The sequence below is a fragment of the Sporosarcina soli genome (genome assembly GCF_042655805.1).
GTDB classification, from domain to species: Bacteria; Bacillota; Bacilli; order Bacillales_A; family Planococcaceae; genus Sporosarcina; species Sporosarcina soli.
On sequence record NZ_JBHSNO010000008.1, the window covers coordinates 174,684 to 191,553 of the forward strand.

At 44.0% G+C, this 16,870-nt stretch carries 16 protein-coding genes; 2 read left to right on the plus strand and 14 right to left on the minus strand.

Going from position 1 to position 16,870, the window contains the following annotated elements:
- Positions 1-18 precede the first annotated feature (18 nt).
- Positions 19-1,020 (minus strand): catabolite control protein A, encoded by a 1,002-nt coding sequence (gene ccpA, locus ACFPRA_RS16100; RefSeq protein WP_381436872.1) that lies wholly within the window; start codon positions 1,018-1,020, stop codon positions 19-21.
- 79 nt (positions 1,021-1,099) lie between these two features.
- The gene (locus tag ACFPRA_RS16105) at positions 1,100-2,185 is read right to left on the minus strand and encodes a bifunctional 3-deoxy-7-phosphoheptulonate synthase/chorismate mutase (RefSeq protein ID WP_239390415.1); all 1,086 of its coding nucleotides are present in this window, start codon (positions 2,183-2,185) and stop codon (positions 1,100-1,102) included.
- A 286-nt stretch (positions 2,186-2,471) separates the two neighbouring features.
- On the opposite strand from ACFPRA_RS16105, the gene ACFPRA_RS16110 reads away from it, so the two are divergent.
- Entirely contained in the window at positions 2,472-4,484 is a 2,013-nt protein-coding gene (locus ACFPRA_RS16110) for a cell division protein FtsA (RefSeq protein WP_381436876.1), read from the plus strand.
- A gap of 65 nt (positions 4,485-4,549) precedes the next feature.
- Here ACFPRA_RS16110 and ACFPRA_RS16115 read toward each other — a convergent pair whose 3' ends face one another.
- From ACFPRA_RS16115 to ACFPRA_RS16160, 10 genes are all read right to left on the minus strand, one after another.
- Positions 4,550-5,299, minus strand: coding sequence for a YtxH domain-containing protein (locus ACFPRA_RS16115; protein ID WP_381436878.1), 750 nt, complete (start codon positions 5,297-5,299; stop codon positions 4,550-4,552).
- Positions 5,300-5,344: 45 nt separating this feature from the next.
- Positions 5,345-5,788 (minus strand): DUF948 domain-containing protein, encoded by a 444-nt coding sequence (locus ACFPRA_RS16120; protein ID WP_381436881.1) that lies wholly within the window; start codon positions 5,786-5,788, stop codon positions 5,345-5,347.
- Between the two features lie 59 nt (positions 5,789-5,847).
- A complete protein-coding gene (locus ACFPRA_RS16125) occupies positions 5,848-6,072 on the minus strand; it encodes a hypothetical protein (RefSeq protein WP_381436884.1) in 225 nt (74 codons plus the stop codon).
- Positions 6,073-6,149: 77 nt separating this feature from the next.
- Positions 6,150-7,463, minus strand: a complete 1,314-nt coding sequence (gene murC / locus ACFPRA_RS16130) for a UDP-N-acetylmuramate--L-alanine ligase (protein WP_381436886.1) — start codon at positions 7,461-7,463, stop codon at positions 6,150-6,152.
- A 97-nt stretch (positions 7,464-7,560) separates the two neighbouring features.
- Complete coding sequence (locus ACFPRA_RS16135) at positions 7,561-10,836, minus strand: DNA translocase FtsK (RefSeq protein WP_381436889.1); 3,276 nt, start codon at positions 10,834-10,836, stop codon at positions 7,561-7,563.
- Between the two features lie 228 nt (positions 10,837-11,064).
- Positions 11,065-11,670: a YtpR family tRNA-binding protein gene (gene ytpR / locus ACFPRA_RS16140; protein WP_381436892.1), complete on the minus strand. Its 606-nt coding sequence runs from the start codon at positions 11,668-11,670 to the stop codon at positions 11,065-11,067.
- Positions 11,667-12,485: a DUF1444 domain-containing protein gene (locus ACFPRA_RS16145; protein WP_381436895.1), complete on the minus strand. Its 819-nt coding sequence runs from the start codon at positions 12,483-12,485 to the stop codon at positions 11,667-11,669. Before ACFPRA_RS16145 ends, ytpR begins: the two co-directional genes overlap by 4 nt.
- A gap of 19 nt (positions 12,486-12,504) precedes the next feature.
- A complete protein-coding gene (locus tag ACFPRA_RS16150; protein ID WP_381436897.1) occupies positions 12,505-13,023 on the minus strand; it encodes a hypothetical protein in 519 nt (172 codons plus the stop codon).
- A 78-nt stretch (positions 13,024-13,101) separates the two neighbouring features.
- Positions 13,102-13,623: a DUF84 family protein gene (locus tag ACFPRA_RS16155; protein ID WP_381436901.1), complete on the minus strand. Its 522-nt coding sequence runs from the start codon at positions 13,621-13,623 to the stop codon at positions 13,102-13,104.
- Positions 13,624-13,701: 78 nt separating this feature from the next.
- The gene (locus ACFPRA_RS16160; RefSeq protein ID WP_381436904.1) at positions 13,702-14,775 is read right to left on the minus strand and encodes a M42 family metallopeptidase; all 1,074 of its coding nucleotides are present in this window, start codon (positions 14,773-14,775) and stop codon (positions 13,702-13,704) included.
- Positions 14,776-14,966: 191 nt separating this feature from the next.
- Between ACFPRA_RS16160 and ACFPRA_RS16165 the strand changes: the two genes are divergently transcribed.
- Positions 14,967-15,281 carry a hypothetical protein gene (locus ACFPRA_RS16165; RefSeq protein WP_381436907.1) on the plus strand — a complete coding sequence of 105 codons (315 nt, stop codon included), beginning with the start codon at positions 14,967-14,969 and terminating at the stop codon, positions 15,279-15,281.
- A 52-nt stretch (positions 15,282-15,333) separates the two neighbouring features.
- On the opposite strand, the gene ACFPRA_RS16170 is transcribed toward ACFPRA_RS16165, so the two are convergent.
- Together ACFPRA_RS16170 and trmB are read right to left on the minus strand one after the other, a co-directional pair.
- On the minus strand, positions 15,334-16,179 hold the full coding sequence (locus ACFPRA_RS16170) for a YtnP family quorum-quenching lactonase (RefSeq protein WP_381436909.1): 846 nt from the start codon (positions 16,177-16,179) through the stop codon (positions 15,334-15,336).
- A 35-nt stretch (positions 16,180-16,214) separates the two neighbouring features.
- The gene (trmB, locus tag ACFPRA_RS16175; RefSeq protein ID WP_381436912.1) at positions 16,215-16,862 is read right to left on the minus strand and encodes a tRNA (guanosine(46)-N7)-methyltransferase TrmB; all 648 of its coding nucleotides are present in this window, start codon (positions 16,860-16,862) and stop codon (positions 16,215-16,217) included.
- Positions 16,863-16,870 lie beyond the last annotated feature (8 nt).

Below are 16,870 nucleotides of genomic sequence, written 5' to 3' on the forward strand. Positions count from 1 at the left end.
AACCGTTACGCACGATGCTTATTTTTTCATGGAGTCCCGTTCTTCTAGTCTGAACGGCAAGATCACTTGCTCCTCAGAAACCTCTTCCCCATCCATCAATTTTGTCAACAGCCGCATCGCCACCGCTCCCAAATCGTAAAGTGGCACAACAATCGACGTCAATTGCGGTCGAACGACTCTTGCCATATTAGAATGTTCGAAACAGATGATTTCATAATCCTCTGGCACCGATAGACCATTATCCCGTAGCCCATTCAAAATGCCTACAGCAATGCGATCATTTGTAGCAACAATGGCATTCGGCTTTCCAGGTAATTCTGCAATCCTGTGCCAATTCTGATAGGCAGTATCATATGAATTATCCAATTCGATGATCAATTCTTCCTCGACAGGCAGGCCTGCCTCTTCAAGCGCCCGGATATAGCCGACTTTTTTACTCGCCCGGTTTATATCTCTTGTAAACGGACCAGATGCGAAGACAATTCTTTTATGCCCACTGTCAATCAATTTCTTGACCGCCATATAAGCAGCTTCTTCATAGTCGATATTCACGGATGGTAATTGCTTTTCAACATCCAACGTCCCAGCCAGGACAATCGGGATATTCGCTGTAGCCATTTCCTTTCGCACTTCATCAGAAATTGAATCACTCATAAAAATCATCCCATCCACCTGTTTCCCTAGATGGTCCTCGATCAATTCGACTTCCCTCACCGTGCGCTCATCGGAATTGGAAAGAATGATATTATACTCGTACATCGTGGCGATATCTGCCACCCCTCGGGCAAGCTCGGAATAGAAACTGATAGAAATATCCGGTACAATGACCCCGACCGTTGTAGTCTTCTTACTGGCAAGTCCTCTTGCTACCGCATTCGGGCGGTAACCAAGCCGCTCAATACAATCGAGAACCTTCTTTCTCGTTGCGGGCTTTACATTCTGATTGCCATTAACGACGCGGGAGACCGTCGCCATCGAAACATTTGCCTCCCTGGCTACGTCGTAAATTGTTACTGCCATCGTCTTTTCTCCTTTCAACTAACTGGATTTAACTCCATTATAAACAAAACGCCGGAACCATGAAAGTTCCGGCGTCGAATCATGAGATTGTTTGATGGGTATTCATGAATTGTTCAATGGCTTCATAAAATTCATCGAACTGTTGCAGATCCATCTGTTGTGCAGAATCTGACAAGGCAACAGCCGGATCAGGATGCACTTCTGCCATTACTCCATCCGCACCTACTGCAATTGCAGCTTTTGCTGTCGGCAACAACAAATCTTTTCGACCTGTCGAATGCGTCACGTCAACAAATACCGGCAAATGCGTCTCTTGTTTCAAAATCGGAACTGCCGAAATGTCCAATGTATTGCGAGTAGCGCGTTCGTATGTCCGGATACCGCGTTCACAAAGGATGATCTGGCTATTTCCTTTAGATATGATATATTCAGCTGCATTAATGAATTCATCGATCGTCGCAGCCAAACCTCGTTTCAGAAGGACCGGTTTGTTGACCATACCTGCTTCCTTCAATAGTTCAAAGTTCTGCATATTACGTGCACCGATCTGGATGACATCGATATAATCCAGTGCTTCTTCCAAATGGGTTGGCGTGATGATTTCTGTCACAACGGACAAACCTGTTTCATCTGCAACACGCTTCAAAATTTGCAAACCTTCCAAACCAAGACCTTGGAAATCATACGGAGAGGTACGAGGCTTGTAAGCACCGCCTCTGATCATCGTCAAGCCTTTCGCTTTAATGGACTTTGCGACAGCGGATACTTGCTCATATGATTCGACTGCACATGGACCGTAAATGAATGATGGTGCGCCGTCACCAATCTTATGGCCATTGACGTCAACAATCGTATCTTCCTTTTTCCGTTTACGTGAAACGAGCAAAGCATTGCGTTGTTCGTCTTCTTGTATTTCAAGAGCAGACATGAAAATGCCCTTAAATATCTGTTCTAAAACGCCGTTTGGCAACGGACCATTGTTTTTCTCTTTCAAGGAATTGAGCATCTCGCGCTCCCGGATCGGGTCATAGCGATTGACACCTTGCTTTTCTTTAACTTTGCCAATTTCTTGAACTACAGCTGTTCTCTCATTAATCAGATCCAAAATCTTGTCGTTTAGCTCAGTTACTTGGCTACGTAATGCTTCAAGTTCATTTTGTCTCATTTGTCCGTCTCCTCCCCCACATATGATTCCCTTTTCGAAGTCAGGAATATATGTTACATTTTTAGATAATAGACCAAGTATAATGAAGACTGTTTGAAAAGTCACGTTATTTCTGCAAGATTTCATAAAAAAGTTGATTTTACGACAGAAAGGATGAATTGTTCTGGCTACAACCTTATTTGCACTTGACATCGGAACCCGTTCCGTCGTCGGTATCATCCTGAAGGAAAAAAACGGTGCCTACTCCGTCGACGACCTTGTCTCGATTGAACATCAAGAACGCTCTATGATCGACGGACAAATACATAATATTTTAAGCGTTGCCAATGTCATTGTAGATATTAAAGAACGACTTGAAAAAAAGCATGGCCCCTTAAAACGGGTAAGCGTAGCCGCGGCTGGACGGGCATTGAAAACAGCAGAAGGATCGATGACCATCGATATTTCCGAAAATACCCTCATGAACGATGAAGATATTAATCGGTTGGAGCTGGCAGCTGTCCAGCAAGCTCAACAAAAACTATTATCATCCGCTTCGATGTCAAAAGATGAATACTATTATTGTGTCGGATATTCGGTTCTGCACTATAAGCTGGATGGAGAAGAAATCGGCCATTTGCTCGATCAAACTGGACAAACTGCTTCCGTTGACGTCATTGCCACCTTTTTACCGCGGGTCGTTGTCGAATCTCTACTATCCGCTTTAAAACGTGCCGGACTTGAAATGGAGGCGCTGACTCTCGAGCCGATTGCTGCCATCAATGTGCTCATTCCGCCTTCCATGAGGCGTCTCAACGTCGCTCTTGTCGATATCGGAGCGGGTACTTCCGACATTGCCATTACCGACTCCAATACAGTTGTAGCCTATGGTATGGTACCGATTGCCGGTGATGAAATTACAGAAGCGCTCAGCAATCATTATTTACTCGATTTCCCACTTGCCGAACAAGCAAAAAGAAGCCTTTCTTCCGGTAGCGATATTGTCGTGACGGATATTCTTGGTTTTGAACAGATCGTCCCGTCCAATGAGGTGATCTCCATTATCCGACCAGCGATTGAGCGATTGGCCCAATCGATTTCAAACGAAATCAAACGGTTAAATGGCGGACAATCACCAAAAGCGGTCATGGTTGTAGGTGGTGGAAGTTTAACGCCAACTTTGATGAAAGAGTTGAGCACTTGTCTGGAGCTTCCCGAAAACCGTGTGGCTATACGAGGGTTGGATGCGCTCACCAATGTCACGTTAGCAACGGAGATTCCTTCCTCTCCAGAACTTGTAACACCGATCGGCATTGCCATTGCAGCTCGAAGAGCACCGATTCACTATATGTCAGTGACGGTCAACGATAAAACAATCAGACTTTTCGAATTGAAGGAAATGACAGTGAGCGATGCCCTGCTAGCCGCCAATGTTAAAGCACGCCAATTATATGGCAGACCTGGACTCGGGATGTCCATATCAGTCAATGACAATGACATCATCATTCCCGGTGAACATGGAACGCCGTCGATCGTGCGAGTGAACGGACAGATCGCCAGTACGAAAGACCGTATCGCAGACGGGGATTGTATCGAGTTACATGCCGGAAAAGAAGGCCGTCACGCATCCGCCACCTTGGCAGATGTAGTCGAAGGTAGCGGAACCATTGATGTAACGATTGATGAGGTTCCCCTTACACTAGTACCTGAAATTACCATCAATGGAGTTAACCAACCTTTAGAAACGATACTCCAAGATCGCGACAAAATAATCATCCAAGAACTACATACACTTGCAACAGCACTGGAAAAACTCAATCGAAATGATCTATTGACAACAAGTACCTTTACGATCACATTGGATGGAAAACCGATTGCACACACAGTGAAATCGGTCGAATTCATGGCTAACGGAACAGTAATCGGCACTTCTTATCTCCTGAAAAATGGCGATAACATCACAAGCGAAAAAAAGGACAAACTGACGATAGGCGAGGTTATTAATCACCTTGGCAAAAAGTTAGCAGATGAAATAACCGTCACATTCAATGGCGAAACCCTTCTTATCCAAAAGCAACGAATCGCCATAACAGTAAATGGTCAGCAGGCATCCGCCAAAGATTTCATCAAAGCGGGCGATCAGCTCGACCTTATAACGTTGCAAGCCGATCCTATTCGATTCAGTGATATTTTTACCTCTTCGGATTATCAATTACCGAAAAACACTTCGGGTAATTACCAGTTACTGCGGAACGCTTCTCCAATTGGCTTCAATGAACCCATTTTTGGAGGAGATGCATTGGAAATTATTTTTACATAACAACAACTTATCTCTAATACAAGTAGAAAAGCCCGTCAATTTGACGGGCTTTTCTGCTTAACATTTTATTTTGATTTGTCGTCGTTAATATCCGAGACATAATTTTGATTGGTGATTTTATCTTCTCCAATATTTTCGGCATTATTGTAGGAAACACTGCTGTTTCCTGTTTTTTGCTTTTCAGGTGAAGAGTTTTCATGTTTGTCAAACGGTTTGATGACGGCTTCTTTGAGCGCTTCAGCAGTGGAAGTTACTGGTTCCTCTCCCGTTTCGTTCTTCTGTGTTTGAGTAGAAGCTGTTTTTCCAGTGTATTCAATCGCCTCTTCTCCTTCTGACGAAACAGTGCCGTCGTCCATCGGTACAGAAGTTTTCGATGTCATGGATTTCACTTTGTCAACGAGTTGCCCCGATTGCTCTTGAATCGTTTTCGATAAACCACCGGTCTTCTCTTTCGCAACGGAAGTGAATTCTGTTGCTTTTTCTTTGGCCACCGAACTGATTTCAATACTTTTCGCCTTTAACTGGGTAGCTTGAGATGAAAAATCTTCACGCATTTCACTGCCTGATTTCGGTGCAAGAAAAAGGGCGGTAGCGGCTCCAATCACACCACCTACGAGCGCTCCAAATAGAAAGCTTCCAGCATGACTATCATTCTCCTCATCATAAAAGGAGCTTCTATAGTTTCGATCGTCATAACTTGCTGGCAAATAAGATGGTTCTCCGAAAGAGTTTTCGTAATACTTGTTACCACCATTAAATTCATGATGAACCTTTGGATCGTTAAAATTCGGCTTTCCTGTGTTATTTTCACTCATAGCTGTTTCCTCCTATTTCTCTTCGCTTTCTATTTTCGGTCCAGCTTAAGGTTTGTAGACCGTCCATCCTGTACTCTCCTTTTTCCTGCTCTTCACTTTATCAACAACGTCAATGACTACGTTACTCCATTGTACGACCTGAGCAATCTTTTCACTATTCCTCTCGGCCCCACTTGCGATGGAGTTTGAAACGCGTCGGACGGATGTGTTCAAGTCCGTAACGGAATCCCCCACCCCTTTAACTGCATCGACGACAGAATTTAGCTTGACCACTTTTTGTTGGATATCCTCTGCAAGCGTATTCGTCTTATGTAGAAGCTCCGTCGTTTCTTTCGTCACACCTTCCAATTGCTCGGTCATTTCATCCATTGTTTCAGATACACTTTTCAACGTTTTCTTTAACGAGAACAGCGTCATTGCAAGTCCTATACATAGGATCAAAAATGCAATCGCAGCAACAATTGCCGCTATGTACAATAAATTCTCCATGGCGATGCCTCCTTCATCTTGCTAACTATTGTCTACCCTTTTTCATTGAAGAATAAACGTTATACCTCTACAACAACTTCGACAACAATCTTCTTTTTCCTGCACTTAAATAAAATCATTTTCTTACATTCCACTTTTCCATCAATCACGCCTCGGCTTGATTGCGTCCAGATTTTTTCGAGCTCGCTCGAAAAGCTCCTCTGAAAATCTGTGACATCCGCCGGAGGCTTAACTTGAATCAGCAGGGCGTTTGAACTACCTCCGATTGAAATGCCTTCTGACATTCATCCCAATACTTTTTGATGTAGGGGACTTCTGCTGAATCAAGTTAACTAAAGAAAAAACAGCCAATCCATATGGATTAAGCTGTTTTTCCCTTTTCGAGAAAGGATTTGAAAGCATTCATATATTTTTGAACGTCACCGGCACCCATAAATAAGTACACGGCATTTCTATGCGTATTCAACATATGACTCTCTTCCAACGGCAAATGTTTTGCCCCCGGTATTTTATTCACCAAGTCCTCAACCGTCAGATCGCCGGCCTTTTCGCGGGCAGAACCGAAAATATCACATAAATAAACATGATCCGCCGCAGAAAGGCTCGATGCAAACTCTTCCATAAGGGCAGCGGTCCTTGTAAACGTATGCGGCTGAAAGATCGCCACAATTTCACGATCAGGGTATTTTTGTTTTGCAGATTGCAAAGTCGCCCGGATTTCGGTCGGATGATGTGCATAATCATCTACGATGACTCGATCATCCATTTCCGTTACGGTAAAACGTCTTTTCACGCCATGAAACGTTGTAAGTCTCTCCTGGATAACAGAAGCTTCCACACCTTCATAATGGCAAAGGGCAATAATGCCTAACGAATTCAAGATGGCATGATCACCGGCCAACGGAATAGTAAAAGTATGGTAAAACTCATTGCGAACAAATACGTCAAAACTTGAACCCGTGACTGTTTTCTTTATATTTTTTGCAGCAAAATCGTTTGACTCCTCAAAACCGTAGTAAAGGACAGGCACGTTCGCCTGGATCTTTTGAAGATGGATGTCATCTCCACATGCAATCAGTGCTTTTTTGACGCGCAATGCCATTTCGCCAAATGCATTCAATACATCCGACAAATCTTTAAAGTAATCGGGATGATCGAAATCGATATTTGTCATAATTGCATAATCAGGCGCATAGGCAAGAAAATGCCTTTTATATTCGCATGCTTCAAATACGAAGTATTCACTATTTTCCGGCCCACTTCCCGTACCATCCCCAATCAGATAGGCAGTGGCCGAGTGGCCGGATAGAACATGGGCAAGCAAACCGGTCGTCGACGTTTTGCCGTGTGAACCGGTCACTGCGATCGATGTGAAATTCCCCATATAATTCCCAAGAAATTCATGATATCGAATCACTTCAAGCCCCAATTCCCTTGCTTTTATCAGTTCCGGATGACTATCTGGAAAAGCATTTCCCGCGATAATTGTCATACCGGGTTTAATATTGTTTTCATCGAAGGGTAGAATAGGAATTTTTCTTTCATGTAGTGGTTCTTCTGTAAAGAACCACTTTTCCACATCCGATCCCTGTACTTCGTTGGCTGAATCATGGAGAATTTGGGCGAGTGAACTCATCCCGGCTCCCTTGATGCCCGTAAAATGGAACAATGTCATAGTGCAACCTCCCGGGATCATTTCTGTTCCCAATTTAATCAAGCTCGTTCATGAGCTACTTCATTGTAACATCGTTTTTGTGAAACGATGAATTATCTTAATAATCCGGACGCTCTGTCAATTTTTCTATGTCACTTTCTGTCAAAAAGACATCACGCGGTTTGCTTCCACGCTGTTCAGAGATGAACCCTTTTTTCTCCATGCGGTCCATCAGCTTAGCTGCCCGATTATAACCAATACTAAAATTACGTTGTAATAATGATGTAGATGCGCCGCCTTGTTCATAGACGAATATGCAGGCATCTTCAAAAAGAGGGTCAGTCTCCTCTTCTTCTATACTAGTGGCGAGCAGCTCTTCCTGTCCGAATAGATAGTCCGGAGCCGCCTCGTTTTGAACGTGTTCTATTATACGTTCAATTTCATCATCCGTGACAAATGTACCTTGAAGCCGCACAGCCGATGACTGTCCATTGCCAATATACAACATATCCCCTTTTCCGAGTAGCCTTTCCGCTCCCGGAGTATCAATGATCGTTCTGGAATCGATTTGGGATGACACTGAAAACGCAATGCGTGTCGGTATATTCGCTTTAATGGTACCTGTAATGACATCTACAGAAGGCCGTTGCGTCGCAATGATCAAATGGATTCCACAAGCGCGTGCTTTCTGTGCAATACGGCTAATCGACACTTCAACATCCGCTGGCGCCATCATCATTAAATCCGCCAGTTCATCGATGACGATGAGCAAATAAGGCATCTTTAATGAAAATTGTCGATTTTCCATCGCGAGCTTATTATAGCGCTCAATATCCCTGACCCCAGCATGTGCAAGCAGTTCGTACCGTCTTTCCATCTCTGCAACAGCCCACTTTAATGCTGCAGTAGCCGCCTTCACATCTGTGATGACGGGGCTGATCAGATGTGGTATGCCATTGAATGGTGCGAGTTCAACCATCTTCGGATCGATTAACATCAGCTTTAAATCTGCCGGGTTAGCCTTATAGAGAAGACTGACCAAAATGGAATTGATACAGACCGATTTTCCAGATCCCGTGGCCCCTGCAATCATTCCATGAGGCATTTTCCGCAAATCCAACGTGACAGGTTCACCGGTCAAGCTCAGCCCAAGGACAGCTTCCATCGGAGAAGTAGACGCACTGAACTGTTCTGTCGAAATCACTTCCGATATCCGGACAGCCCTTGTCTTTCGATTCGGTATTTCAATCCCTATGGAACTCCGGCCTGGAATCGGTGCTTGAATCCGAATATCCTCTGCCGCTAGTGCAAGCTTCAGGTCATCGGTCAAGTTTCGGACTTTGCTCACCTTGGTTCCCTGTCCGACCGTCAGTTCAAAACGGGTGACAGTCGGTCCTTGTACCGCCTCAATGACATTGGCTTGTACAGAAAAATGGGATAGGGCTACTTCTAGCTTTTCCGATTGTGACTCCAACCATTCTGAATCTTCGATGTGAAGTTCAGGAGGAATGAGAAAATCCATAGGAGGCATAGCATAATAAGGCTCTTCTTCTACTGTTTCCTCCACTTCGCTCGCAGCAGCATGAAACGAACTGCCGGTCTCCTTCTGGATCACTTCACGTTCAACGGTCTCTTTATTGGCACGGAAAAAATTTTCTTCTCTTTCGTTACGTTCTAACAATGCATGGATAGTGGATGGTTGCGAAGCCTGCAGTTTTTCTTTGTCCGATTTCAACATTAACACATTGAAAGGAACGATTTTCTCCGACTTCTCTTCCGGCTCTTGTACGACAGGTTCAATCACTGGCTCTGAAATTTCTTCAGTAGAAATAGAAGATTCAATAGCGCGTTCTTCTACTAGTTCATCCACCATGTCCACTGTATCGGTCTCAGGCAATTGCTCCAGAATTCTCGTCGGCTTGTCCTGAAAATGGAAAGTTTCCTCGAGGGAAGTTGGGCCTTCCATTGCATACTCTGCTCTTTCATCTTCTACCATTTCCATGGACTCGATTTCTTCCAGTCGTTCCGAAACTTCTGTCGGATCATCCATAAGTTCCTCTGTTTCCTCAGGAGGAGTCGAAGTTACAAGCGGATGCTCCACCATCTGCTCTTCTACCGCTTCCATGGACACGAACTCGGCCTCATCCAATTGTCTTGGAACTTCTAAAGGCTCTTTCACAAGTTCCAGCGGGCCCTCACTAGCTGGTGGAGTTTCAACTGAATACTCAGCCAGCTGTTCTTCTGCCATTTCTATGGAGTCGGCTTCATCCGCTTGTCCTGGAACTTCTATAGGCTCTTTCATAAGCTCCAGCGGGTCCTCACTAGCTGGTGGAGTTTCAACTGGATACTCAGCCAGCTGTTCTTCTGCCATTTCTATGGAGTCGGCTTCATCCATTTGTCCTGGAATTTCTAGAGGTTCTTTCATAAGTTCCAGCGGGTCCTCACTAGCTGGTGGGGTTTCAACTGGATACTCAGCCAGCTGTTCTTCCGCTTTTTCTTCTACCGCTTCCTGAAACTCGATTTCATTCGATTGTTCAGAAGCTTCTTCAAAATCAGGCGTCGAATACACAGTTTCTTCTTCAAAAATAGAAGGTTCTGGCTGATTCTTTTCCTTTACCTCCTCAACCTTTTCCATCAAATCAATTTCATTCAATTGTTCCGGAACCTCTGCAAGCTTATCCATAGGATGCACAGTTTCTTCCGTTACAATTCCCACCGTTTCGATCTCATCTGGAATCTTTGCATCCATTTGTTCTGTAAGTAAAGAAAGCTCCTCATCATAATAAATGGAGGTCTGTTCTTCTTTTATTGCCACAGAAGACGTTTCTTCCAAAATGCGCTCCCGACTGTCCGGAAATGCCGGCTTCGATTCTTGTGATTTCAATTCATTTGACATCATGTTGTTCGGCCGAGTATATCCGTATATCGGAGAAGGGACCGAGGACGGTATAAACGTTTTACTGAAATATTTTGGGTTCGTTTTTTTCTTTGCAGTACTTTCCTTAGGCAAGGCGTCCGCTTTTAACGGGAAGACTTCCTTCTCTTTCTCATCTGAAATCGGATATTTTTTTATATCTCCTACCCGATACACATTGACAGGTCTGCTGTCGCCCGGCCATCTTTCGTTTTCAAATAACGGCTTCGTCTCATAATCATCTTCAGTATCTTTTCGATCCTTATCGTTTTTAGTAGATGCACGTTTCGTTGTCGACTCGTCCTCCCAACCGTATATTTCCGCATCCGAAATGATGGGGAATCGAAAGGATGGTCCTTGTTTCCGTTCAAATTTTTCAACCGTTTCCACTTGCTCATCGTCATACTGCTCTACACTTTCTGTGCTAGTATCTTCTTCCGGTCCAATAAACCGATTCATTATTTTTTTAAACCAACTCAAGACTATCACTCTTTTCATCTCAATCACTCTATTTTAACAGGAATATCAAGACGAAATCAATTTAATCCGTGAAAATAGGAAATGCGTAGGGGCTACATCAATAAGGACTGTAGTCTACGTACGCAATATGTCCATATCCCAAAATCAATTATTATTTCAAAAAGAGTGTAGACAAGTAAAACACTTTGTCTACACTCCTAAATATGCTCGAACAGGACGTTGTCACAATTACTTTTTAAACGAAGTCCCTACAACCGCATCGCTATTTAAAACTAAAATTCCTTTTTCTTCAGGTGCGTCCGGCAAGGCAAGTTCTTTCGCTGAACAGATCATACCAGCCGAAGCAACGCCGCGCAATTCGGCATCCCGAATGACCATCCCGGAAGGCATGACTGCCCCGACCTTCGCAACAACTACTTTTTGCCCAGCATCGACATTCGGAGCCCCACAAACGATTTGCACGGTTTCATCACCGATATCTACTGTACAAATACTTAGTTTGTCTGCATTAGGATGCTTTTCCTTTTTCGTTACATGCCCGACAACGAACTTCGGAGACAGGTCAACCTCCAACTGAATGTCAGCGCCGTTCTTATGAAGTGCCTCTTGGAGTTGTTTTACGATCTCTTCCGATAACTCATCGCCACTAAGTTTTTCTACATCTACATAAATAGATGCATGGAAAAGGTTCAACGCAACCAACTCGTCTGATGTTTCATCGTGAATGGCTGTGACATCCCCATAAGATTTTATTGTAACCGATTGTGAACGGGCTGTTGTCAACTGGACAAGTAAAACATCCCCGATACCGTTCACATTATAAAACAAATTCATTTTTTCTTTCCTTCCCTTCTTGCCAACCGATTTTTTGCCATGATGAAAATAGGTTCCAACTTGCCATCTTCATAGATGAATGAGAGCGAAGTAACCGGTACAACGCCAGTTGTAAAGAAATGCATCGTCATCTGCGCCAACACATCGTATCCAGTATCATTACGGATATCCCCGATGATCAACACATCTTGATGAGGAACAGAGACAGTCATATGCCCTTCAATTTTCCCGGCCATTTCCTTCAAAAATGCACTATTCAAGATTCGGCTCGCGTCATAGCCATCATTATTATTGACGAAATAATAGATATTTCCCGAAACTTCATCTCGTTTCATCGTCGTCGGCAACGCTCTTAATCTAAACAACGCCGACTCCGTCATTTCCTGCACGGACAGTCCAATTGATTCTACCATGCTTTCATCGATCAGACGATAAGTTGTCCCTAAATCGAGCGCATAGTAAATACGCGTTTCAGCTGTATGTTCTTTCGTGATGAACCGACGTCCTGCAGTAGATTCACGAGGAAACGACGTCGATCGGATAACAGGATAAATGACCGATTCACTAGAAAATCCTTCAGCCTCTTCTTTTTCCATCGCTTGGAATGTTTCACGGATCGTATAGACCACCTCATCGATGGCCACTTCCTTCTTCTGTTCATACTTTGCCAGAATTTCAGGTAAAGAGATACTCATTCCTTTTTTCAATAGCGTGTGTTCCAATCGAACTTTGTCATGTTTTCGGTCAAACTGCCACTGAAAATGTTCGGAAGGTAGATGCTGTTTCAATACTTCAATCAATTGTTCAGAGTTCATTTATAACTTATGCCTCCAATCAGGAATCCCGCTTAATGGAGCGCACGATTTCCATCATTCTAGTCAAATCTTCTTCAATATTTTTTGGTTTTGCCATTGTCGTCATTTTCGCACCGCCCACGCTAGCAATCAGTTCCACTCGATCATTGCCAGTTGCGATAACGGCAACAAAACCAAAAACGTCTTCTTCTTCAAATGTGGCTTGCTTGACAATTTCTTTTGCTTGGTCTGCCAACAGTAATTCGTAAAACAATTTGCTATCCTTCTTTTCATTTGGATTATTGAAAAGAATATAGGTTTCATCCTGTTTCGTGAAAATGATATTTTGTGCATCCGAGTTTTCACTTAAACTAAAACCCGCGGGCTTATATAGTTTAACGCCTTCAATTTCTTCTGTGACGTTCTCATCATTTGATTGAAATGCCAATTGAGCCGCCCGGATTCCGGCTGCTGCCCTTTCATCGAGCGTTTTTCCACATCCAACGAGCAATAGTACCGATAACATCACAAGGATTATCCATTTCCATTCCCGGGACATTCGATTTCCCCCCATCCTTTAAGATGAATTCCAATTCCCATTTTAGAGATGTTACAAAGCAGTTGCAACCATCGTGGTTTATTCGTCCATTTGACGATACTTGAATTGACCGATTAACAATTGCAAAATATGTTCAAATAACGCATCCCTTTTGACAGCTTGGGCAGTGAACATACCCATTGCGCCTTCCTTTTGACGGATGCCATTCATTTTAAAATAATGGTCAACGACCGGTCCAAGTTCCTTGCCATTCAGCATCTCTTCCGCAATGGCAGGCGGGAGTGGTATTTGGGCACCGCCCGCGGTAAATTTTGTCCCGTCAGGCAACTTCAGCGCTCCCCAATTACAAAGGTACACTTGACCATCAAGTGTACGAACCCCTCCTTCCAATCCGATGCCAATCGCACCTTCTTTCAGGCTTGACGCCCGTAAAGCCCGATTCAGCGCGCCAAGTCTTGTCTCTTCATCCCCAAAAGGTTGCTCCGATACGCCTGAACCTACCTCCGCCGATTCAATCACGGCCTGCGGAAAATGAAGAGCAATGACACGTCTCGCGGCACTTAGTTTTGCCGAATTTGTTGATCCGATGATAAAATCCATATGCTTTCACCTCTTTAATCATTTTAGACCTACTAAAAACCGTCCCACAACAGTTTAGGACGGTTATGTCATGAGCATTTATACGTTGTTTTTTATCGTTTCCAAAGTCGTTTTATCACATGCTTTTACCAGTTTGACAAGTAGTTCTTTCGCTGCCGCATAATCATCTGTGTGGATGATGGAGCCTGATGTATGAATATAACGTGAACAGATCCCGATGACAGCGCTCGGCACACCTTTGTTGGACGTATGGACACGCCCCGCATCTGTTCCGCCTGGTGAAATGAAATATTGATAAGGAATTTGATGTGTTTCCGCCATGTCGAGAACAAATTCACGCATTCCACGATGAGTAACCATCGAACGATCAAAAATACGCAATAATGTTCCTTTCCCTAGTTGCCCAAATTCATTTTTATTGCCATTCGCATCATTGGCTGGACTTGCATCCAGCGCAAAGAATAAATCGGGATCAATCATCGTCGCCGCCGCGGCAGCCCCTCTGAGTCCGACTTCTTCCAATACATTTGCGCCGGAATACAGCTGATTCGGCAAAGATTCTCCGTGTAATTCTTTCAATAATTCAATGGCGAGACCACAGCCATAGCGGTTATCCCATGCTTTGGCAAGGATTTTTTTTTCATTTGCCAACGGTGTGAACGACGTAACCGGAACGATTTGTTGACCAGGACGAATCCCGATTCTCTTCGCATCGTCTTTATCATCCGCACCGATATCAATCAGCATGTTTTTGATATCCATCGGCTTATTACGCACTTGATCACTTAACAGATGCGGTGGAATGGAACCGATTACACCAATGACCGGACCGTTATCCGTCATCACTTGCACACGTTGTGCGAGCAAAACTTGGCTCCACCAGCCGCCGAGCGGTTGAAAACGGATCATGCCATTATCCGTTATTTGACTCACCATAAAGCCGACTTCATCCATATGACCCGCCACCATTATTCTCGGGCCATCCTCGGGTCCTTTTCGGACACCAAAGATTCCACCTAAATTATCTTGAATCACTTCATCGGCATACTTTCGAAGTTCCTCGCGCATATAGTCCCGGACAGCATGTTCGTTACCGGGGGCACCTGGTAGTTCAGTCAACGTCCTAAACATTTCCATCGTCTCTTTGTGCATGAAAAGACCTCCACTTCTTTATGTATAATCCTTATTGTAGTCGATATTGCCGATAGTATCCAACGTTCCATACAACCTTCCGAAATACTTTTTTCCACTTTTTTCGTTTAACTGAAGTTCAAAAGCCAGCACCGCTCCGAAGCAAATTTATGGTACACTAGTTAAAAGTCTGATAGTGGAGGGATACAGCAATGAAAGTGAATAATTTCCTAGCAGGAGTATTGACTGGTGTAGCGGCAGGCATCGTTGTCAGCGAAACAATAGATCGTCTGAACAAAAATGTCTCGGCCGATACCGTCCTAAACACTGTAAAAGAAGCGTTTAAGACCGAAGGACCGATAGACGGCTCATGGATTGTCATGAAGACAGAGCCTTTTCAAAATAATGTCATTTCAATGGATGTATACCGCGGGGGCATTTCACGCATCAAAAACGGCGAACTGGAACAATTTGAATTCGCGGCGGATGCCAAAACGGGCACAGTCGTTGAACTTGTGAAACGCTAACACACAAAAAAACCGTTACATACCCGAATTTTTCGGCATGTAACGGTTTTTTTCACCCAGTTCGTTTCACGGACTCAATAATCTTCTGACCACTCTCATCCCATTTCACAAGCCGATAAACAGCATCATGGTAAAAGATGAATCGATATCCATTCGCCAACCCTTCCTTCATCAACTTTTCTTTCGCAAAAATCGAATCCATCGGATAATCATCGTAGGCGAGGACCCATAGCGGATTGCTGTGGGCATGCGTCGGCATAATATCCGCCATATGTAAAATCGTATCGCCGTTTTGCGTCAGTTGAATAATCGAATGGCCATTGCTGTGCCCTCCCGTATGGATCATCTCGATGCCAGGAAGTACGGTAAAGCGGTCTTCAAACGTTTCCACTTGCTGCTGAATTGGCTTCCAATTTTCTTTCCAATACGTATTTCGGGAGCGGATATTCGGATTGCGCATCTCATCCCACTCTATTTTGGAAACATGAATCGTTGCATTGGGAAAAACAGAAACGAAGCGATCCCCTTCTCCCCCTGTCAATCCTGCCGCATGATCATTATGCAAATGAGTCATCAGGATAAGATCGATATCGGTAGGTGCTAACCCTAGCTTTTGTAAACTTTCCTCGACTCGAGTCTCTTCCCGGATGCCCAAATTCCGTTTCATCTTGTCATTGAGCTTCTCTTTCCCGATTCCCGAGTCGATCAAAATATTCTTTCCTGCATAACGAATGAAAATCGGGTCTGTTCGCATTTCGATCAAATTGTTTTCATCCGGTGCGTACCGTTTTGACCAAAGTGCCTTTGGGACAACCCCAAACATTGGGCCGCCATCTAAATAACTTAGCCCTCCATCCAACCACGTCAGTTCCATATCGTGAAACGTAAATGCATCCATCCCAAAACTCCCCTTCCCTAACGTTCACACCCTTCTCAAACATTCATATATTGTGATTCAAGTCGGTAGATCGGCTGTCCTTTTGCGGAAAACTTCTCTTCGTACTCTGTCATTATATTATCTTCGGGCATCTCCGCGTGCAAATCGAGTGATACAGCTTTTAATCGCATTCCATAAGCGGACATGGAAACAAGTGAATACTCGAATAAATGCCGGTTATCCGTTTTAAAATGGATCTCTCCTCCCGGCACGAGGACCGTTTCATAGAGCTTCAAAAAGGATTCATGTGTCAATCTTCTTTTTTCATGCCTTGTTTTCGGCCATGGATCTGAAAAGTTCAAATACACCCGGTCAATTTCTCCTTTATGGAAAATCTTCAAAAGATCCACTCCATTCGCACGGAAAAGACGAAGATTGGAAGGTTTTCCTGCCTCTATCGCTTTTTCAAGAGCCGAGACGATGACATTATCGAAATGCTCAATTCCAATATAATTGACATTCGGGTTGGCAAGTGCCATCCCGATGATAAATTGCCCCATCCCCGTTCCCACTTCAATATGGATTGGATGGTCATTGCCAAATAGGGTATGCCACCCATTGTTCAGTTTTTCGGGTTCTGCTAAAAGGACGTCGGGATGTTCAGCCATGAAATCCCTTGCCCACGGTTTATTTCGAAGACGCATTTCATACA

Bases quoted from the DNA above. Each gene is read 5' to 3' on its own strand.
- ccpA (WP_381436872.1), bottom strand. From the start codon at position 1,020: ATGGCAGTAACAATTTACGACGTAGCCAGGGAGGCAAATGTTTCGATG.
- ACFPRA_RS16105 (WP_239390415.1), bottom strand. From the start codon at position 2,185: ATGAGACAAAATGAACTTGAAGCATTACGTAGCCAAGTAACTGAGCTA.
- ACFPRA_RS16110 (WP_381436876.1), top strand. From the start codon at position 2,472: ATGATCGACGGACAAATACATAATATTTTAAGCGTTGCCAATGTCATT.
- ACFPRA_RS16115 (WP_381436878.1), bottom strand. From the start codon at position 5,299: ATGAGTGAAAATAACACAGGAAAGCCGAATTTTAACGATCCAAAGGTT.
- ACFPRA_RS16120 (WP_381436881.1), bottom strand. From the start codon at position 5,788: ATGGAGAATTTATTGTACATAGCGGCAATTGTTGCTGCGATTGCATTT.
- ACFPRA_RS16125 (WP_381436884.1), bottom strand. From the start codon at position 6,072: ATGTCAGAAGGCATTTCAATCGGAGGTAGTTCAAACGCCCTGCTGATT.
- murC (WP_381436886.1), bottom strand. From the start codon at position 7,463: ATGACATTGTTCCATTTTACGGGCATCAAGGGAGCCGGGATGAGTTCA.
- ytpR (WP_381436892.1), bottom strand. From the start codon at position 11,670: ATGAATTTGTTTTATAATGTGAACGGTATCGGGGATGTTTTACTTGTC.
- ACFPRA_RS16145 (WP_381436895.1), bottom strand. From the start codon at position 12,485: ATGAACTCTGAACAATTGATTGAAGTATTGAAACAGCATCTACCTTCC.
- ACFPRA_RS16150 (WP_381436897.1), bottom strand. From the start codon at position 13,023: ATGTCCCGGGAATGGAAATGGATAATCCTTGTGATGTTATCGGTACTA.
- ACFPRA_RS16155 (WP_381436901.1), bottom strand. From the start codon at position 13,623: ATGGATTTTATCATCGGATCAACAAATTCGGCAAAACTAAGTGCCGCG.
- ACFPRA_RS16160 (WP_381436904.1), bottom strand. From the start codon at position 14,775: ATGCACAAAGAGACGATGGAAATGTTTAGGACGTTGACTGAACTACCA.
- ACFPRA_RS16165 (WP_381436907.1), top strand. From the start codon at position 14,967: ATGAAAGTGAATAATTTCCTAGCAGGAGTATTGACTGGTGTAGCGGCA.
- ACFPRA_RS16170 (WP_381436909.1), bottom strand. From the start codon at position 16,179: ATGGATGCATTTACGTTTCACGATATGGAACTGACGTGGTTGGATGGA.
- trmB (WP_381436912.1), bottom strand. From the start codon at position 16,862: ATGCGTCTTCGAAATAAACCGTGGGCAAGGGATTTCATGGCTGAACAT.